Origin of the sequence: Bradyrhizobium zhengyangense (genome assembly GCF_022012435.1) — a bacterium.
GTDB lineage: Bacteria > Pseudomonadota > Alphaproteobacteria > Rhizobiales > Xanthobacteraceae > Bradyrhizobium > Bradyrhizobium zhengyangense.
Genome location: NZ_JAKLUA010000009.1, coordinates 247,616 through 269,474 on the forward strand (window position 1 = coordinate 247,616; position 21,859 = coordinate 269,474).

Annotated in this window: 17 protein-coding genes; 10 read left to right on the top strand and 7 right to left on the bottom strand. The window is 60.1% G+C overall.

What is annotated here, in order from left to right:
• The first annotated feature begins 98 nt into the window (after window positions 1–98).
• The 3 genes from L6637_RS26385 (at window position 99) to L6637_RS26395 (ending at window position 3,945) form a co-directional block, all read left to right on the top strand.
• Window positions 99–1,124: a TRAP transporter substrate-binding protein gene (locus L6637_RS26385; RefSeq protein ID WP_128929497.1), complete on the top strand. Its 1,026-nt coding sequence runs from the start codon at window positions 99–101 to the stop codon at window positions 1,122–1,124.
• Window positions 1,121–3,016, top strand: coding sequence for a TRAP transporter large permease (locus L6637_RS26390; RefSeq protein WP_128929498.1), 1,896 nt, complete (start codon window positions 1,121–1,123; stop codon window positions 3,014–3,016). The genes L6637_RS26385 and L6637_RS26390 overlap by 4 nt, the downstream gene beginning before the upstream one ends.
• Before the next feature lie 344 nt (window positions 3,017–3,360).
• Window positions 3,361–3,945, top strand: coding sequence for a cyclic nucleotide-binding domain-containing protein (locus L6637_RS26395; RefSeq protein WP_237864935.1), 585 nt, complete (start codon window positions 3,361–3,363; stop codon window positions 3,943–3,945).
• Window positions 3,946–4,002: 57 nt separating this feature from the next.
• Here the strand turns inward: L6637_RS26395 and L6637_RS26400 are convergent, their stop codons facing one another.
• Window positions 4,003–4,233, bottom strand: coding sequence for a hypothetical protein (locus tag L6637_RS26400; RefSeq protein ID WP_128929500.1), 231 nt, complete (start codon window positions 4,231–4,233; stop codon window positions 4,003–4,005).
• Between the two features lie 319 nt (window positions 4,234–4,552).
• On the opposite strand from L6637_RS26400, the gene L6637_RS26405 reads away from it, so the two are divergent.
• Window positions 4,553–4,732 (top strand): hypothetical protein, encoded by a 180-nt coding sequence (locus tag L6637_RS26405; protein ID WP_128929501.1) that lies wholly within the window; start codon window positions 4,553–4,555, stop codon window positions 4,730–4,732.
• A 477-nt stretch (window positions 4,733–5,209) separates the two neighbouring features.
• On the opposite strand, the gene L6637_RS26410 is transcribed toward L6637_RS26405, so the two are convergent.
• The 5 genes from L6637_RS26410 to L6637_RS26430 all read right to left on the bottom strand — a co-directional run bounded on the left by L6637_RS26410 (window position 5,210) and on the right by L6637_RS26430 (window position 10,516).
• Complete coding sequence (locus tag L6637_RS26410; RefSeq protein WP_338076562.1) at window positions 5,210–5,962, bottom strand: SMP-30/gluconolactonase/LRE family protein; 753 nt, start codon at window positions 5,960–5,962, stop codon at window positions 5,210–5,212.
• Window positions 5,963–6,145: 183 nt separating this feature from the next.
• Window positions 6,146–7,249 carry an ABC transporter ATP-binding protein gene (locus tag L6637_RS26415; protein ID WP_128929503.1) on the bottom strand — a complete coding sequence of 368 codons (1,104 nt, stop codon included), beginning with the start codon at window positions 7,247–7,249 and terminating at the stop codon, window positions 6,146–6,148.
• 10 nt (window positions 7,250–7,259) lie between these two features.
• Window positions 7,260–8,099 (bottom strand): carbohydrate ABC transporter permease, encoded by an 840-nt coding sequence (locus L6637_RS26420; RefSeq protein ID WP_128929504.1) that lies wholly within the window; start codon window positions 8,097–8,099, stop codon window positions 7,260–7,262.
• The gene (locus tag L6637_RS26425) at window positions 8,096–9,019 is read right to left on the bottom strand and encodes a carbohydrate ABC transporter permease (protein ID WP_210326183.1); all 924 of its coding nucleotides are present in this window, start codon (window positions 9,017–9,019) and stop codon (window positions 8,096–8,098) included. Before L6637_RS26425 ends, L6637_RS26420 begins: the two co-directional genes overlap by 4 nt.
• 60 nt (window positions 9,020–9,079) lie before the next feature.
• Window positions 9,080–10,516, bottom strand: a complete 1,437-nt coding sequence (locus L6637_RS26430; RefSeq protein WP_128955162.1) for an ABC transporter substrate-binding protein — start codon at window positions 10,514–10,516, stop codon at window positions 9,080–9,082.
• A 653-nt stretch (window positions 10,517–11,169) separates the two neighbouring features.
• Here L6637_RS26430 and L6637_RS26435 point away from each other — a divergent pair.
• Window positions 11,170–12,237 carry a HoxN/HupN/NixA family nickel/cobalt transporter gene (locus L6637_RS26435; RefSeq protein WP_128929507.1) on the top strand — a complete coding sequence of 356 codons (1,068 nt, stop codon included), beginning with the start codon at window positions 11,170–11,172 and terminating at the stop codon, window positions 12,235–12,237.
• 302 nt (window positions 12,238–12,539) lie between these two features.
• Window positions 12,540–14,564 (top strand): TonB-dependent receptor, encoded by a 2,025-nt coding sequence (locus tag L6637_RS26440; protein ID WP_128930141.1) that lies wholly within the window; start codon window positions 12,540–12,542, stop codon window positions 14,562–14,564.
• Window positions 14,565–14,566: 2 nt separating this feature from the next.
• Here the strand turns inward: L6637_RS26440 and cybH are convergent, their stop codons facing one another.
• Window positions 14,567–15,292, bottom strand: a complete 726-nt coding sequence (gene cybH / locus L6637_RS26445) for a Ni/Fe-hydrogenase, b-type cytochrome subunit (RefSeq protein WP_128929508.1) — start codon at window positions 15,290–15,292, stop codon at window positions 14,567–14,569.
• Window positions 15,293–15,757: 465 nt separating this feature from the next.
• Here cybH and L6637_RS26450 point away from each other — a divergent pair, with 465 nt between their 5' ends.
• From L6637_RS26450 to L6637_RS26465, 4 genes are all read left to right on the top strand, one after another.
• On the top strand, window positions 15,758–17,746 hold the full coding sequence (locus L6637_RS26450) for a methyl-accepting chemotaxis protein (protein ID WP_164939083.1): 1,989 nt from the start codon (window positions 15,758–15,760) through the stop codon (window positions 17,744–17,746).
• Between the two features lie 117 nt (window positions 17,747–17,863).
• Complete coding sequence (locus tag L6637_RS26455; protein ID WP_128929509.1) at window positions 17,864–19,180, top strand: DUF3422 domain-containing protein; 1,317 nt, start codon at window positions 17,864–17,866, stop codon at window positions 19,178–19,180.
• 69 nt (window positions 19,181–19,249) lie between these two features.
• Window positions 19,250–20,266, top strand: a complete 1,017-nt coding sequence (locus L6637_RS26460; protein ID WP_128929510.1) for an NADH-quinone oxidoreductase subunit B family protein — start codon at window positions 19,250–19,252, stop codon at window positions 20,264–20,266.
• The gene (locus L6637_RS26465; RefSeq protein WP_128929511.1) at window positions 20,263–21,702 is read left to right on the top strand and encodes a nickel-dependent hydrogenase large subunit; all 1,440 of its coding nucleotides are present in this window, start codon (window positions 20,263–20,265) and stop codon (window positions 21,700–21,702) included. The genes L6637_RS26460 and L6637_RS26465 overlap by 4 nt, the downstream gene beginning before the upstream one ends.
• The last annotated feature ends 157 nt before the right edge of the window (window positions 21,703–21,859 follow it).

Sequence of the window (21,859 nt, forward strand, 5' to 3'; positions counted from 1 at the left end):
ATGCCGGCACTCAAGACGCGGGCACACGAATGAGCGGAACGGCTGCGCCGCCTGCGCTGAGATCGCCACCGCTAGGTAAATAGAACGAGGAGGAAGACATGAGCGTATCGAAACGCAGAGATATCAGCCGGCGTTCCCTGTTGAAAGCTGCAACGGCCGTACCTCTCTGCGCAATTCTCACTCGACCGGCATCTGCGGCCGAATTCGTTTATAAATTTGCAACCGGCCAGGATCCGACGCATCCGGTGAACGTCCGCGCGCAGGAAGCCATCCAACGCATTCTAGAGGCTACCAGTGGCCGGCTCGAGATCAGGCTGTTTCCGGCCAACCAGCTCGGGTCCGACACCGAGCTCATGACCCAGGTCCGCAGCGGCGGCGTCGAATTCTTTAATCAGTCCTCTTCGATCCTCGCCACCCTGGTCCCAAGTGCGGGCCTGGTGAACACCGGCTTCGCGTTTACTGACTACGATAGCGTTTGGAAAGCTATGGACGGAGATCTCGGAACCTACATCCGGACGCAGATTGCCAAAACTCCGATCATGGCGGTTTCCAAAGCGTGGGATAACGGCTTTCGTCAGGTGACTTCTTCCGGACGTGAGATCCGCAGCCCTGACGATCTAAAGAATTTCCAGATCCGCGTCCCCCCGGCGCCGCTTTTGACCTCGCTTTTCAAGGCGCTTGGAGCCGGCCCGACGCCTATTAACTTCAACGAGGTCTACTCCGCGTTACAGACCAAAGTCGTGGACGGCCAGGAGAATCCGTTGCCGATCATTGCAACCGCCCGCCTCTACGAAGTGCAAAGCACGTGCAGCCTGACCGGGCACGTTTGGGACGGATACTGGATCCTCGCCAACAAGCGCGCATTCGAGCGCTTACCGAAGGATGTTCAGGAGGTCGTGACCCGCGAACTAGATCGCTCCGCCGTCGATCAGCGGGCTGATATCGCAAAGCTCAGCCAGTCCTTGCGCACCGATCTGTCGGCCAAAGGTCTCAAATTTATCGAAGTCGATCGCGCCGCCTTCCGACAAGCCTTGTCCAAGACTAGCTTCTACTCCGACTGGAAGGGCAAATTCGGCGAGGAGGCGTGGTCGCAGCTCGAAAAAGCGGCGGGTCAGCTGTCATGAGCAGCGTGAGCCACGCTCCACATGCTGATGACGGTGGAGCGACCGCCTCGACTGAACGGGGTCCCCGACATTGGGCGGTAACAGCGAACACGATGTTGGGCCACCTCGTCGCGGTCCCAGCCGCGCTACTCGTCCTGGCCGAAGTCGCAATCCTGGCCGCAGGAATCGTAGGCAGATACGTATTCCGCTCCCCCATCGTCTGGTCCGACGAACTCGCCGGTATTCTCTTCCTTTGGCTTGCCATGCTCGGCTCCGTCATTGCTTTCCAGCGCGGCGAGCACATGCGTATGACAGCCATCGTCGGCGTGCTCAGTGCCCAGGTGCGTGCGTTTTTGGACGTGGTGGCGGCCGCAGCCTCGCTGGCGTTTCTTTTGCTCGTCGTTTGGCCGGCCTATGAATTTGCCGCCGACGAGGCCTTCGTCACCACGCCGGCGCTGGAGATCATCAACACTTGGCGTGCGGCGGCGCTACCGATCGGAATTGGGCTGATGCTGATCGCCGCGGCCCTCCGGCTCTGCCGAATTGCCAATCTACGCAGCTTGTTGGCCTCTCTAGCGATCGTCGCCGGTCTCATCCTTGCGTTCGTGCTGCTCGCGCCGGTTTTTAAGCCGCTCGGCAATCTGAACCTTCTGATCTTCTTCGTCTTTGTTGTCGGTGCGATGGTCTTTGCCGCCGTTCCGATTGCCTTTGCATTCGGTCTCGCCACCGTGGGTTATCTCACGCTTACGACGAGCACGCCGGACGTAGTGATGATCGGGCGGATGGATGAAGGGATGAGCCATCTGATCCTGCTCGCCGTGCCTCTTTTCGTCTTCCTGGGCCTGCTGATCGAGATGACGGGCATGGCTCGCGCAATGGTCGGTTTCCTCGCAAGTCTCCTCGGCCACGTCCGCGGCGGGCTGCACTACGTCCTGGTCGGGGCTATGTATCTGGTCTCCGGTATCTCAGGGTCCAAGGCGGCAGATATGGCGGCCGTGGCCCCTGTGCTGTTTCCCGAGATGCGGCAGCGTGGCGCCAAACCCGGCGACCTCGTTGCGTTGCTGGCCGCCACGGGGGCGCAAACCGAAACGATTCCGCCGTCGCTGGTTCTGATCACGATCGGCTCGGTGACGGGCGTGTCGATCTCCGCGCTATTCACCGGCGGATTGCTCCCGGGCGTGGTGCTCGCAGTTATGCTCGGGGCGATCGTGTGGTGGCGCTACCGGCGCGAGGACCTCTCTCACGTCAAAAGGGCGACTGGGCGGGAGATCGGCCGAGCCTTTGTCATTGCTCTTCCTGCGATCGCCTTGCCTTTCGTGATCCGGACCGCCGTCGTCGAAGGCGTTGCAACGGCAACGGAGGTCTCGACCATCGGCATCTTGTACTCGGCCTGCGCCGGTCTCCTCATTTACCGCCAGTTCGACTGGCGACGCATCTATCCTATGCTGGTCGAGACGGCCTCCCTGTCGGGCGCGATTCTGCTCATCATCGGCGCCGCGACAGGAATGGCCTGGGCGCTGACCCAGTCGGGATTTTCAGCCTCGCTTGCCAAGTTCATGACCAGCCTTCCCGGCGGTGTCCCCGTCTTCCTAGCGGTGACGATCGTAACTTTCGTGATTCTAGGCAGCGTGCTGGAGGGGATCCCAGCCATCGTCTTGTTCGGTCCGCTCCTGTTCCCGATCGCGCGGCAGGTTGGGGTCCACGATGTCCATTACGCAATGGTCGTGGTTCTCGCGATGGGCATCGGCCTGTTCGCACCGCCGTTTGGGGTCGGCTACTACGCGGCCTGCGCTATCAGCCGCATTAACCCGGACGACGGTATGAGACCAATCGTGGGATACATGATTGCGCTGCTCATTGGCACGCTGATCGTCGCCGCGGTGCCCTGGCTGTCTATCGGCTTCCTGAAATAAGACTATCCGGTCCCGTGACCGGACCGCGATCGGCTGCCACCTTAAGTGACGCGAGCGGATAGAACTTGCTGGCACCGGCAGCAGTTTATAACGCTGGCGAAGCGAAGCGCCCCGATCAGCGTGTGAACTGGTTCATATGCGCGGCGTGCAGCCTTGGATAACCAACAGAGCGAAGCAGGCTCCGGCTCGGCTGAGGCGGTACGTCAGCCGTTCGTCTTCTGATGAACGCTTGGCCCGCGCTTTGCAGGTGATTCATTGCGCCTAAAGCAGCAAAGTAGGCTGCCATGACGTGGATAGAAGCTTGTGGCTATCTGGCCTCTTCGCTCGTCCTCGTGACATTCTGCATGCACACCATGCTGACTCTGCGGGCCGTCGCCATCTGCAGCAATCTCGCATTCATCGTCTATGCCACTGGCGCCGGTATCTACCCTGTGCTGATTCTGCACTTTATTTTGCTTCCACTAAACGCTGCCTACTTCGTCCGCATGGTCTTGGTACTACGCCGCGCCAAGCTCGCCGCTAATACAGATCTTTCTCCGAACTGGCTTCAGCCGTTCATGCACACACAGCGGATCAAGGCTGGAGAGACAATCTTCGAGAAAGGGGATCACGCCGATGCACTCTATCTCATCGGATCAGGACAAGTCGAGCTTCCCGAAATAGACAAGCTCTTGTATCCAGGAGAGGTTTTTGGTGAGGTTGGGCTGTTCGCCGTGGATCGACGCCGCCGCACGCAATCTGCTCGAGCGGCCAGCGATTTGGAGCTTTTCTGGATCAAGGCCGACGCATTAAAGAGGATTTGCGAACGGAACCCTGGCCTCTCGCTGTACTTTCTTCGTCCTGTAGCCACTCGGCTTAGCTCAAATGCTTCCGAGCGAACAGAGCCCCGGCAAGCCCCGTCCGCGCGTTGCGCTGGGGACATTAGATGAACCGCATACGCTCTCGCTGACACCGCGGTGGCGGGCGTTGCGTAGCTTCTTTGATCTCTACGCTTTGTGGTGAGCGATATTGTAATCTCCCGGCATGCATTTGTGCCGCTGAATATGCCAAGTATCTGAGCGGTAAATTGGATGCGCTTCTTTCCACTGGGCCAGCCCTGTCTGGCCGTTCATAACGCAGCCCTGGAAAGTAAGCGTGCTGTCGAATGCAGAGCTCGTCACGATCTTATCAACGCAATCGGCGGATGCAAATTGGCAAAGCACGGCAACCATCGTCACGAACAAATCGTCCTCGAAATGAAACTCTTCAAAAACAAACTATGGACCTATGGACTGCAATTACCACAAGAGCTGCTCTCGTGCTAGCTGATGGTGGCTTTTTGACCAGCTCATAAAGCAAAGACGGGAAGCGGAGTCAGCAAATCGGCCAACTGGTGGAGGAGCATCGAATATCCAGGCTCAAAGTCTTTTGGGTACGTATGCATCCCTGGGGCTGATAATCGATCGGAATGCAGCGACACTTCCAGCTCCATCCTCCTCCTTGTTGATTGTCTCCTTGGTTTGAGATTTGATGCGAAATCATTTCAGATGAGGTCCTATGAGCGTCAAGGCCGTGATGGCAACAATCCTGCAGCACGAGCTCGCCTCCCGTGGCGTGAACTCACTCACGCGTTCTGATTACGAGGCGGTTATTGAGCAGCTGATCAAAAAGCTGACAGAGCTAGAGTTTGAGCTCCGCTCGCGATCAACTAACGGCTCGCAAGGAGTTCCGACCTAACCAATCACTCAACTCGCGTCGTAGCCGGACGAGTAATTGCCCAACTTCCGTTCGCGGCTCCGCGACATAGGCCGTCCTGGTGGGCGACGATCACGGCACTTCAACTGGCGGCACCGCCATGCTGACCAAAACAAAACATAACATCACCTCGCGCCCTGCCATTTACGTTAACTGCAGCCGAGATTTGCGGAGGAGCCGCCGCCGGGCCATCTCGTGCCTGTCAGCTATCGCTACTGCACCTGGGGCAGGGCAATTTCAAGTAGCTGACGCCGGGGCCGGTGGCCATAATCCTCGGCAAGCCAGCGGCCCCACTTGTCTTAGCTCCTGTTTTGAACTGTTCATGCTCGTATGTATCCGCCCCAGGCGCGCCGTCGCGAAATGCTAAGACCGCGAGCTGCCGCCAACTCATCTGCGGCCTGCACCAGCTAGTTGCTCTGTGCCAAGTGCCGCGTGCCGACCGGAAACGAGTTTCCAACCTTAACCGAATTTAGGCAGATGTAGAGGCACCCCTTCGCAGGGCACATCGAGCTCTTCAACCTGGCCCTTGCCGACCTCTGTCACGCGCAACTTCTTGCCTTCAATCGTGAAGGCGCAATTTGTCGGTTGCGGCCCATCCAGCATGAGCCGGTCCACGACGTTGCCGCCGCGGTCGAGCACAGTGACGTTCTTCTGATTATAGACTGTGCAATAGAGCCGGCCGTCGGTGCCAAAAGCCATCCCGTCGGGCCCCTTGAAGTCAGGATTGGAGTCGGGCTGCAGCACATTGCCGAAAACAACACGTTCAGGCATTGGCTTGCCGAGTACGTCATAGCGGTAGATTTCGCCTGTGAACGATGCGTTGGCATAGAGATGGTCGTCGGGCCCGAAAGCAATCCCGTTGGTGAATCGGATCTTGCGATCGAGGACGCGAAGGACCTTCATGGCCGCGGGATCGATTTCGTAGACGCGGCCGTCCCAATCAAGGTCCATATAGCCCTCGACGAAGGCCTGCCCGTTGATGAAATCCTCAGCCGCCATGCCTGAATCAGTCATGTAGAGTAGTCCGTTGGGGCCGAAGCAGAGGTCATTCGGAAATAGAAAGCGATCGGCGCCTTCGCCCTGCATGCGCCGGATCTCGTTTCCGGCTTGGTCGATGCAAATCAGCGCCCGCAGGCCCGCTTCCGCGATCCAGATGCGGCCGTGGCCGTCCGTCGTCAGTCCGTTCGGGCGGCCGCCCGTCGCGCGAACCACTCTGCGATTGCCTCGCTGATCGAGCCGCGTGATGCACAACGTCGATGCGGACATCTCCGTGACATACATCGATCCGTCGGGGAGGCAGATTGGCCCCTCGGGCGCTCCGATTCCGCTAGCAAAAAGTCTCGATGCCATGCTTTTCCCCCTGCATCCCGTTGTTGGGTTTGCGAACTCTTGCGCTTAGGCGATGACCGAGCCTGTGGCCGGATCGATCAGCACCATCCGATTGAGGTCGATGGCGAGCTGGATTCGCTCGCCATGGCTCTGAACATCATGTGCTTGCAGCTCCGCGACTGCGTCTACTCCGCCGATCTTGATGGTCGTGAAGGTACGAGTACCTGTAGGCTGGATGAGATCGGCGACCGCTGAATAGGGCACCACCCCATCGCGCAATGGTCCGTCGCCGGCTCGGCCGAAATGCTGAGGCCGAATGCCGACAATGACCTCACGTCCCGCCACGCTAGAAAGGGCAGTGGCCTTCGCAGGCGGCACAGTCAGGGACTCTCCGGAACCGAAAACGACAGAAAGCCCGCCATTCATCGCCGTCAGGGTTGCCGGTATGAGATTGATCGAAGGAGAGCCGAGGAAGCCCGCCACGAAGCCCGTTCGCGGCCGCTCGAACAGTTCGAGTGGAGCTCCCTGCTGCTCTATTTTTCCATCGCGTAGCAGCACGATACGATCCGCCAGCGTCATCGCCTCGACCTGATCGTGTGTAACGTAGATCATTGTGGTGGTGATCTCGTGATGCAGACGCTTGATCTCGGTTCGCATTTCGTCACGCAATTGGGCGTCCAGATTCGAGAGCGGCTCGTCAAACAAGAAAAGATCCGCCTTGCGAACGATGGCCCGTCCGATCGCGACGCGTTGACGCTGTCCACCGGAGAGCTGACGTGGATAACGCTGGAGGAGATTGCCGATGCCGAGCATCTCGGCGGCTTCGCTGACCCGCTTCCTGATCTCGATTTCTGGCGTCTTGCGGGCGCGCAGGCCGAACGCGATATTCTCATTGACGGTTAAATAGGGATAGAGTGCGTAGTTCTGAAAGACCATCGCAATGTTGCGTTCGCGCGGACGCAGATCGTTGACGATAGCGCCGCCAATCGCGATCGTGCCGTCGTCCGGATCTTCGAGACCGGCGATCGTCCGCAAAAGCGTGCTCTTGCCGCAGCCTGACGGACCCACGAGCACAGCGAATTCGCCATCGCTGATGGTTAAGTCTAGTCCCCGAACGGCATGCACGTTACCGTAGTATTTGTGCACTCCGGTCAACTTGACGTCGGCCACTCTAATCTCCTCAACCTTTGACGGCGCCGAGCGAGATGCCGCGCACGAGATAGCGCTGCATTACCGTAACTGCGACGAAGATCGGCAAAGTCCCCAGGACGGACATCGCCGCGATTTTGGCCCAGAAGTTCGACTGGCCACCGAAATAGTGCGTCAGCATGACCGGAAAAGTGATCACTTCGGTACGCGTGAGCACCAGCGCGAAGAGGAAGTCGTTCCAGGCGAACACGAAAGTAAAGACCGAAGTCGCCATGAGCCCCGGGCGCACCATCGGGAAGACGACTTTCCAGATGACCTGCCATCGGTTCAGTCCGTCGACGAGGGCGCTTTCCTCCAGCTCGAGCGGAACATCAACGATATAACCCCGCATCATCCAGATGACATAGGGCAGATTGAACGCGGTATAGAGCACGATCAGGCCGAAGTAGCCGTCAACCAAACCGAAATAGACGTAGATGAGGAAGATCGGGAAGACGACCGCAATCGGCGGGATCATGCGCTGGGAAATGATCCACATCGCAAGGTTCTCGCCACCCGTGCCGAAGCGGGCGAGGCTGTAGGCGCATAGGGTACCAAGAATGATGGCAATGGCGGAGCTAACGCCGGCGACGATCAGGCTGTTCAGGATGGCCATGACGTCACCATCCTTGAATAGGACATAATAATTCGAGAACTGGATCTGCCCAGGCATCCACAATGGCGGCACGTGATAGATCTCGTCCGGCGTCTTGAACGAAATCATAAACAGCCAATAAACCGGAAATAGAAACAGCAAAGTGACGACGCCGGCGCCGATATAGCGTAGCACCAGAACGCGCCCCTTCCTGGTGGGCAGCTTCATCAGCCTCATCGCGCAATCTCCATGCGCTTGAGGACAAGCGTGGTAATGAGAGTGAGCAGCGCAATCACCAGGAAGGAGATCGCGGCGGTGTAGCTGGTTTCGAATTGCGAGAAGCCCTGCACATAGGTGTAGAGTGAAATCGTCTCGGTCATCGAGCCCGGCCCGCCTTCGGTGAGGGCCCAGATGATGTCGAAGATGCGCACGAGGTCGAGGCCGCGGATAAGGCATGCAACAGCTATCACGGGCGCGATCGCCGGCAGAATGATCGCGCGAAGCACGCGCAGATACGATGCCCCATCGATCTCAGCAGCCTCCAGTTGAGACTGATCGACATTGGACAACGCAGCGAGCAGCAGCAGAAACATGAACGGCGACCACTGCCAAACTTCGCAGATGATGATCGCCGGATAGACGTAAGCAGGGTTGACGGTCCACAGGATCCGGATCGGTTCGCCGGCGAAAAAGCTGAGTATCTCACCGATGGGACCAAAGCGGACGTCGAACAACAGGCGCCAGGTCGCACCAGCAACAATCGGAGAGATCACCGTCGGCAGCACCAAGAGCGCGACGAAGAGCTGGCGCCCGGGCATGCGGTCGATGAAGAGCTGCGCCATCAGGAAGCCGATCAGTAGCTCGAGAGGCAGGGCGATTGCTGTGATGATCGCGGTGTGGCCGAGCGATGCCCACAAACGGGTATCTCTGAACAACTCCGCATAGTTCAGCAAGCCGGCGAAAGACGTATCATTGTCCGTCATCGTGATGCGCTGGAAGCTCACGATCAACGAGTAGATGAGGGGAAAGAGGCCGACGAGGAGAAGAACCAATATTGCGGGCGCAACGATGAGATAGGGTAGGCGGTCCTCGAGCACACGCCCGAGCCGGCTCGGGCGGCGATGTTCAGTGCCATTAAAGCTTAAAGAGAACGTCATCATCAATCCAGGAATCGCGCCGCACGGGAGGCGGTGCCTCCCGCGCGCCCTCCAAGCCAACTATTGCGGATAAGCGCCTGGTTTTGCTGCCCAGACCTTATAAACCGCCTTCTGGTTTTCAATGCCCACCTTCTCGGTGATGGCATCAAACTGCTGCGCCATGCGGTCGAGAATGGTCTTCGGATCTTCGCCGGCCCAGAGGCTCGAAATGGCCTTGGTCATCGCCTCGTCGTACTTGTCCTGCTGCAGCAGGGAGAGATCGAGCAGGCCCTTCTCGCCAGATGTCTTGATCGTGTCGAGATAGGCAGGAGCATCAGGCCAGAGCGCACGGTATTTCTCGCTCGCGTAGTGCGACAGGCGGAAGGGATCGCGGAGCGTATAGGGGAGCTGCACGCGCTCAAGGCTGGTCTTCTTGCTGTTCAGCCATTGGATGAAGAGATAAGCGGCCTCCTTGTTCTTGCTCGTGGCCGAGACGGACAGGTCGAAACCGACGCCAAGCTCCGGGCGACCGAGGGGCGTGAGCGCATACCCGACCTTGCCGGCGACTTGCGATTTGGGTACCCATTTCAGCGCTTCCTCGCCCGAGCCGTAGCCGGCGGCCCAACGCCCATAAGGGGGCCAGGAGATCGTCATGGCGGTGGTGCCCTGGAGGAACGCGGCCAAGTTGTCGACGAAATTCCATTGCTCCACGCCTGGTGGCATGAACTTGTTCTCGGCCAACATCTGCTTGAAGACCTTCAGGCCGACATCGCTGTTCACCGTCGATTTCATCGTATCGGCATTGAAGAACTTGCCGCCCTCCATGCGGAAACGTTCCTGGAACATGTATTGCGGATAAGGCGCAGTTCGGAAGAAGCCGGCGCCATAGACCTTGGGCGCCATCTTGTCAGTGATGAACTGTCCGATGTCGTCAAGCTGCTTCCAATCCTTGGGCGGAGCGAGCTCGTAGCCGAACTTGGCCTTGAACCCCTCCTTCATCTTCGGATCCTCGAAAATGTCTTTGCGGTAGTAGAGCAGCATCACATCGCCGTCGTCCGGGAAGCCGAAGATCTTGCCGTCATACTGCATCTGGTTGTCGCGATAGGCTGCGGCGATGTCCTGCAACTCGTCGCGATAGCCGAACTTGTCGACATATTTGTCCAGGGGCTCGAGCGCTCCGGCCCGGGCCAGGTCGGGCATCCAGGATGGAATGACGTTCAGTGCGTCATAGGCCCCGGCGCCCGACTTGAAATCCTGCATGATCTTGGTGAACATCTGGTCGGTCGGCACCTCGACCACCTTCACCTTGATGCCAGTGAGCTTCTCCCATTTCGGACCCGAATAGTTGAGCGGGTCGAGCGATTGAAGGCCCGCCTCCCAGACGATACTGATCGTCGTGCCCGCATATTTCTTTGCTGCTTCGACAGCAATGTCGGCGGCATCCTTATCAGCGGCAGGAGCCGATACACCTGTGAGCGCAAGGATAGCGGCCACGCCCAACAATGTCCTGAACTTCATGCCTTCCTCCTCTTCATTTGAGCAATCCTAAGCCGCCAAGGTGGCCCCGGAGCTTTTGCCTCGGCGCGTCGACCGGTTACCCATGCTGGACGTCGACTGCCGCACCGTCGGAGGGCTGTCGAACGAACAGATGAGTGTCTTCTGGGGATGGCCATCCGCGCTCAGGCCGCGCTGCCCGATAGGCACGAACGCGATTTCGCCTTGGTAAAACACGCCTTCCCCCCAAAAGCTCTCGATGTATTTGCTTTTGGCGTCACTCTGCTGTGAGGCGGAAGCGGCCGGCAAATGAGAACTTTGCAACCACCGATGAGCCACATTCACCTGTCAGCAGTCTCTGCTGCGGCCCGCTCAAGCCTCAAAGCTGAAGAAAATCCGGTCAAAGCACGGCGGACCATTGGCCAAGCCAGTTGCGCCCTTGCGAGCCTTTGCTGAACTACGAATACGTTTCTTCAGGGATGGGAAGTACCTTGCCGAATATGGTTAGTTAGTTTGCGAGCGGCATCGCCTATTTTAAGGCGTAACTCGCTATCGACAGGGATTCTTTTGCAAGTGCAATCGCTTGGCGCCCTTTTACGCCATGGTCTTACTTGGCCTGAATATTGCTCAGGGTATGAGAGTTCGACAAAAAGATCATACCAGGGGAGTGGCGCCGCATGGGGCAGGTCACGTCACGAAGTGGCCTCTTGAAAGGCCTTAAGTTGAGAACTGTCTTGTTGCTGGCAGGGCTGACGCTGACCAACATTGCAGCCTGGGGCTGGGCCGTTGCGCTGTTCGCCGGTCAGCCGTCGGTAATGGCAACCGCGCTGCTCGCTTGGGTGTTCGGTCTGCGCCATGCCGTGGATGCCGATCATATTGCGGCAATCGACAATGTCGTGCGGAAGCTGATGCATGCCGGCCGCGCCTCCGAAACTGCAGGTCTCTACTTTGCGCTCGGCCATTCCACGATCGTTCTCGCTTCAATGATCCTGCTTGCCGCCGGCGTCATGACCCTCGGCGGAGAGGGTTTGCTCAAAAACTTGGGCGGCCTTCTCGGAACCTCGGTTTCAGCCGTCTTCCTGCTCGGCGTGGCCGCCGTCAACTTTGCGATCTTCGCAAACTTGTGGCGCACAATGCGTGCAGCGCAGGCCAGCGGCGTCTACGGTGCACAATTACTCGATGCGCCCCTAGCCGGAAGCGGTCTTCTTTCGCATTTGCTCGGCCCGATCTTCCGAATTGTGACGCAAAGCTGGCACATGTATCCGCTCGGATTCCTGTTCGGATTAAGTTTCGACACGGCGACCGAAATTGGCCTGCTCTCCCTCTCTGCCTCTGAGACTGCGCGCGGCCTGTCGCTCTGGCAGGCCATAGTCTTTCCTGCACTTTTCGCTGCCGGAATGTCCCTGGTTGATACCTTGGATTCAGCATTTATGGCCAGCGCTTATCGCTGGGCTTTCGTCGATCCGGCCCGAAAGCTTTGGTACAATCTGACAATCACAGGTGCCTCAGTCGCGATTGCGCTGTTCATCGGCAGCGTGGAAACGCTTGGCCTGATCAGCGATCAGCTTGAGCTCACGGGTGCCCTTTCGAGCCTCGTCGATCGCCTCAAGGGATCACAAGCCATCTTAGGCTTCGGCGTGATGTCATTGTTCGCTCTCGCCTGGCTAGCATCTCTCCTGCTGTATCGCGTTGCATGGAAGGGAAAGACCACTCGAACCGCCTTGCCGACATCACGCGCGACTTAGCGGCTGCAGCGATGCTGTCGAGCCGCTCGAAGCCTGCCGTCTTTGCCCGCTGGACGAGCATTGCAGCACTAAGCATCTGCGCCCTCATGATCGACGCTGAACCTAGCTCTGGAGACAATATCCAGACTAGCTACACCTTGCCTGCAGTCATAGTCACTCGTGAGGAGATCCCACGGCGACCGCGAAGAGCTCCAACGCCACGCTCGGATCGAGCGCTCGGCATAGGGTCCAGTAGCCAGCTGGGCGGGCAAGCCTCAGCGGTATCGGCCAAGAGCAGCGCGGCCTTGGCTCCCGCGTCGAGCATGGCAAGCCAGATCACAGTATCAGGCGAAGACGTCAACGCGCGGCCCGTGATGCGCCCGGGCGAAGTGCTCGAAGCTGTACCGGGGCTCATTGTGACGCAGCATTCCGGCGAGGGCAAAGCGAACCAGTACTTCTTGCGCGGCTATAATCTCGATCATGGCACGGATCTCGCGATCTATGTTGATGATGTGCCTGCCAACATGCGCACTCACGCCCACGGCCAGGGCTATGCCGACCTCAATTGGCTGATTCCTGAAGCGATCGCCGCCATGGAGGTAAAGAAGGGGCCTTACTTCGCCGATGAAGGCGACTTCTCCTCGGCCGGCGCCGTGCATATCGGCCTGATCGACCGCACGGTGAAGGGGCTAGCGCAGATGACCGCCGGCAGCTTTGGATATCGCCGCTTCCTCGGCATGGATTCGACGAGGCTCGGCGATGGGACATTGCTCCTCGCCGGCGAGGCTGGGACCTACAACGGCCCCTGGGACAACCCGGACAACCTCCGCAAGCTCAATGGGCTCTTGCGCTACAGTCAGGGCACGGCCACCGACGGCGTGTCGGTCACGGGCATGGCTTACGCCAACAGATGGAATTCGACCGATCAGGTGCCGCAGCGCGCCATGACGGACGGATTGATGGATCGGTTTGGATCTGAAGACCCGACTGACGGCGGCAACGCAAACCGTTTTGCCCTGTCGGCGCGCGTGGCGCAGAGCGATAATTCCGGGGCCTGGAAGGCGAACGCTTATGTCGTCAAGAGCGAGCTCGATCTCTACAATAACTTCACTTATTTCCTGGCCAATCCCGTTGTCGGCGACCAATTTCACCAGCACGACGGCCGCCTAATGGCCGGCGCTAACATCGCACGGACGATGGATGGCTCATTCGCTGGGCTGCCGATGCAGACGACCTTCGGCCTGCAGTCCCGTTACGACGCCATCGATCTCGCGCTCACCGACACCCACCGGCGCAGTTTCCTGTCCAACGTACGCAGCGATAAGGTCGGGGAAGGCAGCATCGGCGCTTACGCCGAGAGTACGTTGCACTTTTCGGACTGGCTGAGGACCACGGTCGGTTGGCGCGGGGACTATTACGCGGCCGACGTGACGTCGCTGTTCGATGCGAACAACTCAGGCCATGCCAACGCTACGATCGGAAGTCCCAAGCTTCGCATCGTGGTCGGTCCCTTTAACAAGACCGAGTTCTTTTTCGGCGCCGGCTATGGCATGCACTCGAACGACGCGCGGGGTGCGACGACGACGGAAGATCCGAGCGATCCCGGGACAAAGCTGCCGCGCTCGCCGCTGCTGGTCCGCACCAGGGGCGCGGAGGTCGGCGTGCGTTCGAGGATCGTCCCGGATCTCGACACCTCGCTCAGCCTCTTCGTCCTCGACCAGGATTCCGAGATCCTGTTCTCAGGCGATGCCGGCGATACCACGACGGCGCGCGCGAGCCGCCGCTATGGATTCGAATGGACCAACCATTACCGCCCACGGTCTTGGATTGACGTCGACGCCGATCTCGCGATGACCCATGCGCGCTTTCGCGGTTACGACAGCGACCAGGCGGAGGTTTATGCCTCACTCGCCGGCTATCCCGCCGCGCAGATCGGCAACGCGCCCGGCAACTATATCCCTAACGCACCGACCATGATGGCGTCCGCCGGCATCTCGCTCGGCGCGAAGACGGGCTGGTTCGGCGCCCTGCGTTGGCGCTATCTCGCCTCCAGTCCGCTGACGGAAGACAACGCCTTCCGATCGCAACCTACCGGCATCTTCAACGCGCGGATCGGCTACCGCACCGACAAGGGCTGGCGCCTCCAGCTCGATTTGCTCAACCTCCTCAACAGCAAGGCGAACCAGATCACCTATGCCTATGGCTCCCTGCTGAAGACGGACAAACTTTACAATCTCTGTGCCGCCAATGCCGCCCCTGCGCCAGTCTGTGCCATTGGTGTGATGGACTATGTGCTTCACCCGGTCGAACCCTTGACCGTCCGAGTGACCCTAGCGGGCACATTCTGATATCAGTCAGGTCGCGAGTCGCGAAACGTCCGTTCGCCGGTAATAATGGCCGATAGCATGCTCTGACGCGACACGATGTCCTCGCGCACGGCAGCATATACATGCAGGATGACGAAAGTCACAATGAACCAGAGGCCGAGATGGTGCACTGTATGCACGTCTTGACTGTTTGGGAAGATCGAGAACCACCAGCCGAACAGCGCATACCATAAGCTGTCGCGACCTTCGCCCTCAGCGTAAAGTGCAAATCCGGTCAGCATCATCAGGATCATCACAATCACGAACAAGAACATCGCAGTATTGGCCAAAGGATTGTGGCCGACGTATTTTTTCGGGTAGCGCACTAGGAACAGGTACCATCGCAGCTCGTACAAAAGGCCCCAGCGCCAGATCCGGTTGTAGATCGGAAACGCGAACAACTGGCGGGCATACTGGTTGCCGACGAACGCCCAGTAGACGCGATAAAGGAACGCGAAGGCGAGCACCTGTCCCGACGCGAAGTGAACAAATCGGATGTAGCCCATCGTGTACCAATTGCTAGCTTCACCAGGCATCGAGGGAAGCGGCGAGGCGATTAGATAACCGGTAACGGCCAGAAGAGAGATCGTTAGCGCATTTAACCAGTGCCAGATCCGTACCGGTGCCTCATAGACATAGATTGATTGGCGATCCGTGCCGACGGCGCCGACGGCGTCCAGCGTACCCGGAATCTCCGAGATTTTCGTCATCGCATGCTCCTGCATTGAGAGTGATTCGACGCAGCGAACAAACGAATCAGCGCATGCCATCGAGAATATCGCGCGCATGCCGGCGCGAAATCACCGCCCTGCAATTTTTTTCTTCACGCTTCAGCGGCCCTACGCAACGAAGAATTGGAAACCCGCTTTAACCGCAGGTGGAAATCCTGCTTTCATATCTTTATTGAACCTCTTTGCTATTTTCCGCTGCATCCACGTGGGTTCGCGGTCTTTTTCCCTGCATGAGCAGCGAGCTTCCTTACCCGGCGCACGACACTTGCTGCGCGGCAGCTCGCTGCAATTTACCGATGATTAGGAGAGACGGCACATCGTTTGCTCATTTCCAGCTCCAGCGAACCGGGTATTTGCGATATGGATTTGAGCTTCATTCGGCGCGGCGGCGCATCGCGCCGGGCAGGCGTCTTCCAGACACAGGGCCGGATGAATGCAGCGGCCATGAGCTTGCCGAAAAGCGAGCCAGTCATCGCCAACCTGTCAATTCGCCTGAAAATCATGATGGGATTTGCTATCGTTCTGCTGCTGTCGGCGGGCACCATGGCGGGCGCCTGGTTTGGCTATGAGGCGATCCTCGACGGCTTCGACGTTTATCGTATCAGCATGTCGGAATCGGATTATGCGCGCGAAATCGACAGCTCGCTCTCGGCATACCAGAGCAACGCGCGCTATTACGCCCTGACGGGCATAAAGGAGGCGGAAGCTGCCGCGGAAGAGGCGCGACGCTTGCTCGAGCGAACGATCACGGCAGCCAAAACCGAGACTGCAACTCTCAGCTGGCAGCAGTCGATAAAGGAACTGTTCGAAGCCTACCGCGCCTATACCGATTCCTTCAACAAAGTGTTGGCGCTGCGCGCCGGGATCGATCGCTCGGCAGCCACGATGGGCGGACAGGCGCACGTCATCCGGACCGCGCTCGATCAGGTGAAGGCGCCGGGCGCTCAAGCAGAAAATATCATTGAGCGTTTCGATACGATCGATCGCCTCGTAACGACAGAATTGAAGCTCCACGATGAAGTCCTCGCGAGGGACGTCTTACAGAGAATAGAAGGGTTTAAAGGTGCGATCGTGCGAGAGCGTCGCTCGCCGGACGTCGGCGGACAGGCGCTCGACGAGCTCGTCGCGTCTTACCGAGATGGGTTCGCCCGAGTGGAGGCCGCAGGCCAAGAGATCGATCGTTTGATGGCGGACATGTGGAAGCTGCGTCACGGACTATCCGGGGCGGCCGCCTCTCTGAAGCGAGTGGCTTTGGCGGAGCAGGCTGATGCCGAGAAAAAGACCGCGGTGCAAATCATCCACGGTCAATCGGTAGTGGTTGCCCTTGCGCTCGCCTCGATTGCAATTGGCCTCGTGCTCTCCTTTGCGATCGGACGCGGTATCGCAAAACCTGTCATCGCGATGTGCAGCTCGATGATCGAGCTGGCAAACGGCCGCTATGAGATCGTGCTGCCGGGGCTCGGTCGGCACGACGAGGTCGGCAAGATGGCTGGCGCGGTCGAGAGCTTCAAGCGGCAAGCCATTGAGCGCGCCGAACGCGAAGCTGCGGAGATCGAAGAGCGTAACAGGTCGGCGGCCGAGCTGCGGCGCGCTGAGCTCGCTAAATTCGCTGGCGGCTTTGAGGCCGCGGTGGGTGACATCGTCAACGGCATTTCGGGTTCTGCTCAGCAACTCGAAGCAGCAGCATCAACGCTGTCACGCAATGCGGAGGCGACAGGGGGCCTGACCAACGCGGTGGTCGGCGCCGCGCGAGAATCGTCGAGCAGCATTGGTTTGGTCGCCTCGGCGGCCGAGGAGCTGTCGCTGTCGATCAATGATATTCGCACCCAGGTCCGCAACTCGAATGCGATCTCCGGTAATGCGGTAGCCCAGGCCAAGAGCACGGACGCCCGCATCGCGACGCTCGCGCAAGCCTCGCACCGGATTGGTGATGTCGTGAAGCTGATTACAGCGGTCGCAGAGCAGACCAATCTGCTCGCGCTCAATGCCACCATTGAGGCAGCCCGCGCCGGAGAGGCGGGCCGCGGCTTTGCCGTCGTCGCAGCCGAGGTGAAGTCGCTTGCAAGCCAAACCGCCCGTGCGACGGAGGAGATCGGCTCTCACGTCGAAGGTATGCAGCAAGCGACCGGAGATTCGATTGCCGCGATCAAGTCGATCGCCGGCATCATTGGCGATATCTCCGCCATCTCGGGTTCGATCGCGTCCGCCGTCGACCAGCAGACCGCGACGACACAGGCGATCGCACAGAGCGCGCAGCAGGCGGCCTCTGGCACCGCGCAGGTGTCATCCAATCTCGAGCAGGTCAATCGCGAAGCAAGCGAGACCGGCTCGGCGGCTTCCGCCGTGCTGCAATCAGCGCGCGGACTAACCGAGGCGAGCCACCGCCTGCGCGCGGAGCTTGACCGTTTCATGGCCAACGTCGTCGCGGCGTAGTCTGGCTCGCAATGCGAGACGCCTGCGACTACCATTGCGCAAGTGCCAGAGACCTGCGCTAGTCAACGGACAAGCCGGCACCCTCGCGTGGGCAAACCGGTATCCTAGGGATCGTCGATGGAGCATGGTCTGGATCTGGCCGGATTCGCGTTGCACCCGCAACGCGGTGCAGTGTTGGGTGAGGTGCATGCGCGTCCGTTCACGCGGCTCTCCGCGCCTCTCGCAGTGCTGCGATTTGCTTTTTTGGGCCAGGGAGAAGCGGCGGCCGCCGACCGGCAGGCCTTTGTAGGCTTTTGCACCGCGCAGGGCTTGGCGGCACCCGAGGTGTCGGCTAAGCACCACCAGGTGTCAATCGGAGCAGTTTCGCTACGCTGGGAACAGCATTCCGAATTCACGACTTTCACCTGGATCTGGAGTAATGAGGCATCCGCGCTGGCGTTCGCTCCCATCGGTGACGAACTTACCGCATTGATCCGGGCACTGCCGCAAACGGGACAGCTGCTTGTGGCGGTGAGGCTCGAGGTGGAGCAGACCGAAGCGGCCGTCGCGCGCGCTGAGGAGCTGTTTGATAAGAGCAGCCTCGCAATGGCGACAGTCCGCAGCGGCCCTGCGGTCGTCGCTTCCGACTTTCGTGCGGATGCGCAGGGCTTTGTCCGCATTCTCATCTGCAACGACGGCCTGTCGCCGGGCCGGCTTGGCGCTCTTGTGCAGCGCGTGCTGGAGATCGAGACCTATCGCACGCTGGCGCTGCTCGGCCTGCCGGCCGCGCTCGAGCTCGCGCCCTCGGTCGATCACATTGGGCGGCGGCTGGTCGAAGTGCTCCAGGAGATGCAGGGCGCCGAGGACCTCAAGCTCAACAATCACCTCCTCACGGAGCTGACCGCATTGGCCGCCTCATTGGAGCGCGGCGCAGCGGGTAGCCTGTTCCGCTTCGGCGCGAGCCGGGCTTATTACGACATCGTGCAGGCCCGCCTTGGCGTGATCGAAGGAAGCGAGATCGGAGGGCGACCGACCTGGTCGTCCTTCCTTGCCCGGCGGATGGCGCCGGCGATGCGCACCTGCGCCGCGATGGAGGACCGCCAGGCCAACTTATCGATCAAGCTAGCGCGCGCCGCCGATCTCCTGCGCACGCGGGTGGACGTGGAACTGGAGGAGCAGAATCGTGACCTGCTGCGCTCAATGAACGAGCGCACCAAGCTGCAATTGCGCCTGCAGAGCACCGTCGAAGGCCTCTCCGTGGCGGCGATCGGCTATTACGTCGTCAGCCTGTTCGGCTACCTCGCTAAGGGCGCACATGACGGCGGCTTGCATGTCGAGCCGTCACTCGCGACAGCATTGTTCGTACCATTTGCCGTCGGTCTAATTTGGATCATCACGCACCGGATCCGCCAGAGGCACCTTAAACATGAAGGCGCGCCGGGCGATCATGACTGAGTTCCTTCGCGCCGAGGGCTTGCCATTCGAGCCGGGTCGGCCGAAGCTGGTGGAGCTGGAGGGCAAGTGATGAGCCAATCGAACGGAATGACCAACCTGCTCTGGCTGCAAGGCGCGAGCTGCGGCGGTTGCACCATGTCGATCCTCGAAAGCGGCTCTTCCGGCTGGTTCGACGAACTGAGGCAGTTCGGCATCAACCTGCTGTGGCATCCCTCGGTCAGCGAGGAGACAGGCGAGGAAGCGGCCGAGGTGCTCAACTCCGTGCGCGAGGGCAGGGTGCCGCTCGACCTACTGCTCCTCGAAGGCTCCGTTGCCCGCGGCCCGAACGATAGCGGCCGCTTCAACATGCTCGCGGGCACGGGCCGCTCGATCTACCACTGGATGCTAGATCTCGCGCCGCGGGCGGACTATGTCGTTGCGGTCGGAAGCTGTGCCGCCTATGGCGGGGTGCCAGCCGCCGGCGCCAATCCAACCGACGCGGTCGGGCTGCAATTCGAGGGCGCCGATGCTGGCGGCGCGCTCGGCGCAGGCTTCCGCTCCCGGCTCGGCTTGCCGGTGATCAATGTGGCTGGCTGTGCGCCGCATCCGGGCTGGATGATGGAAACCATTTTGGCACTGACGTCCAAGGACTTGTCAGCGACTGACCTCGACACCTATGGCCGACCGAAATTCGTTGCCAACCATCTTGCTCATCACGGCTGCTCCCGCAACGAGTTCTATGAGTTCAAGGCCAGCGCCGAAACCATGTCCGAGCGCGGCTGCCTCATGGAGCATCTCGGCTGCAAGGCGACTCAGGCTGTCGGCGATTGCAACCAGCGCTCCTGGAACGGCGGCGGTTCCTGCACGAAGGGCGGTTATGCCTGCATCGCCTGCACGTCACCTGGCTTCGAAGACGCGCAGAATTTCCTGGAGACCGCCAAGCTTGCCGGCATCCCAGTCGGCTTGCCGACCGACATGCCAAAAGCCTGGTTCGTCGCGCTCGCGGCGTTGTCGAAATCGGCGACTCCGCGGCGCGTGAGGCTGAATGCGACCGCTGATCATGTGGTGGTGCCGCCCGGCCGCACCACGGCCAAGCGCACGCCATGACGAGGATTACGATCGGCCCGTTCAACCGCGTCGAGGGCGATCTCGAAGTCCGCCTCGACGTCGAAAGCGGCCGGGTCCAGCGCGCCGAAGTGACGGCGCCGCTCTATCGCGGGTTCGAGCAAATTCTGGAGGGGCGGCCACCGCTTGATGCGCTGGTGTTGGCGCCGCGCATCTGCGGCATCTGCTCGGTCTCGCAGTCGGTCGCCGCCGCTGCCGCGCTTCGCCATGCGATGGGAACCGAGGCGGCGCCGAACGGTCTGCTCGCCACTAATATCGCGCACGCGGCAGAGAATGCCGCCGATCATCTTACGCATTTCTACATCTTCTTCATGCCTGACTTCGCCCGTGAAGCCTACGCTTCGCAGGATTGGTACCAGGAGACTCGCGAGCGCTTTGCGGCCACCCGCGGCAGTGCGGCGCGCGATGCGCTGCCGGCGCGGGCGCGGCTGCTCGAGACTATGGGAATCATTGCTGGCAAATGGCCACACAGCCTTGCCTTCCAGCCGGGCGGCGCGACGCGCGCGATCGAACTCGGCGAGCGCGTACGGCTGTTGTCGATCGTGACCTCATTTCGCACGTTCCTTGAACGTACAGTGTTCGCCGATACTCTAGAGAACATGCTGTCGCTCTCGACCGCAGACGAGCTCGACCGCTGGCGCGCGGGGCGCAGCGGTGATTTCGCTCATTTCCTCAGGCTTGCCGACAGCCTCGCGCTCAGTGAGCTCGGCAAGGGACCGGGCGTGTTGATGAGCTATGGCGCCTATCAAGGCGCCGATTGCGGACTGTTCCCGCGCGGCATTGTTGGTCCAGACATGGTTGTGGAGCCGTTGCCGCTGAGTCAGATCAGCGAGGACGTTTCCCATGCATGGATGCGGGATTGCTCCTCCGATCCTGCGCACAGCAACACCGTACCTGATCCCGACAAGGCAGGCGCCTATAGCTGGTGCAAGGCGCCGCGGCTTTCGGGCCAGCCGGTCGAGGTCGGGGCGATTGCGCGCCAGACCGTGGCCGGGCAAGCGCTGATAGCCGATCTCGTCGCCCCAAGCGGCACCAATGTCCGCAACCGTGTGATCGCCCGGCTGATCGAGACTGCGCGCATCGCACTTGCGATGGAGCAGTGGACCCGCGCGCTACGACTTTCGGAACCGTTCTGTGCTCCCTCGCAGGAGATGCCCGACGGGGCATATGTCGGTCTCGTCGAGGCCGCGCGCGGCAGCCTCGGGCATTGGGTGGCGGTGCGCGGTGGAAAGATCGAGCGCTACCAGATCATCGCGCCGACCACCTGGAATTTTTCACCGCGCGATTCCCTCGGCGTGGCAGGCCCTCTGGAACAGGCGCTGGTCGGCACCGATGTGGGCGAGGCTGGCGCACGTTCCGTTGCGGTTCAGCATGTCGTGCGCTCGTTCGATCCTTGCATGGTGTGCACTGCGCATTGAAACGGGCTCGGCGGCGTAAACCTCGTTACCGCCTGCAAATCGAATTGTTTCCGCTTCTTTCGTGCAGTGCCGCTCGATCTTCGCGTCTTGCACAATTCAGATCTCGCAACCTTTTGACATTCCTCTAATTTCATTTTGCGCCACGCAGTTGGCCTGC

Bases quoted from the DNA above. Each gene is read 5' to 3' on its own strand.
- L6637_RS26385 (WP_128929497.1), top strand. From the start codon at position 99: ATGAGCGTATCGAAACGCAGAGATATCAGCCGGCGTTCCCTGTTGAAA.
- L6637_RS26390 (WP_128929498.1), top strand. From the start codon at position 1,121: ATGAGCAGCGTGAGCCACGCTCCACATGCTGATGACGGTGGAGCGACC.
- L6637_RS26395 (WP_237864935.1), top strand. From the start codon at position 3,361: ATGCACACCATGCTGACTCTGCGGGCCGTCGCCATCTGCAGCAATCTC.
- L6637_RS26405 (WP_128929501.1), top strand. From the start codon at position 4,553: ATGAGCGTCAAGGCCGTGATGGCAACAATCCTGCAGCACGAGCTCGCC.
- L6637_RS26420 (WP_128929504.1), bottom strand. From the start codon at position 8,099: ATGAGGCTGATGAAGCTGCCCACCAGGAAGGGGCGCGTTCTGGTGCTA.
- L6637_RS26425 (WP_210326183.1), bottom strand. From the start codon at position 9,019: ATGACGTTCTCTTTAAGCTTTAATGGCACTGAACATCGCCGCCCGAGC.
- L6637_RS26430 (WP_128955162.1), bottom strand. From the start codon at position 10,516: ATGAAGTTCAGGACATTGTTGGGCGTGGCCGCTATCCTTGCGCTCACA.
- L6637_RS26435 (WP_128929507.1), top strand. From the start codon at position 11,170: ATGGGGCAGGTCACGTCACGAAGTGGCCTCTTGAAAGGCCTTAAGTTG.
- L6637_RS26440 (WP_128930141.1), top strand. From the start codon at position 12,540: ATGGCAAGCCAGATCACAGTATCAGGCGAAGACGTCAACGCGCGGCCC.
- cybH (WP_128929508.1), bottom strand. From the start codon at position 15,292: ATGACGAAAATCTCGGAGATTCCGGGTACGCTGGACGCCGTCGGCGCC.
- L6637_RS26450 (WP_164939083.1), top strand. From the start codon at position 15,758: ATGAGCTTGCCGAAAAGCGAGCCAGTCATCGCCAACCTGTCAATTCGC.
- L6637_RS26455 (WP_128929509.1), top strand. From the start codon at position 17,864: ATGGAGCATGGTCTGGATCTGGCCGGATTCGCGTTGCACCCGCAACGC.
- L6637_RS26460 (WP_128929510.1), top strand. From the start codon at position 19,250: ATGAGCCAATCGAACGGAATGACCAACCTGCTCTGGCTGCAAGGCGCG.
- L6637_RS26465 (WP_128929511.1), top strand. From the start codon at position 20,263: ATGACGAGGATTACGATCGGCCCGTTCAACCGCGTCGAGGGCGATCTC.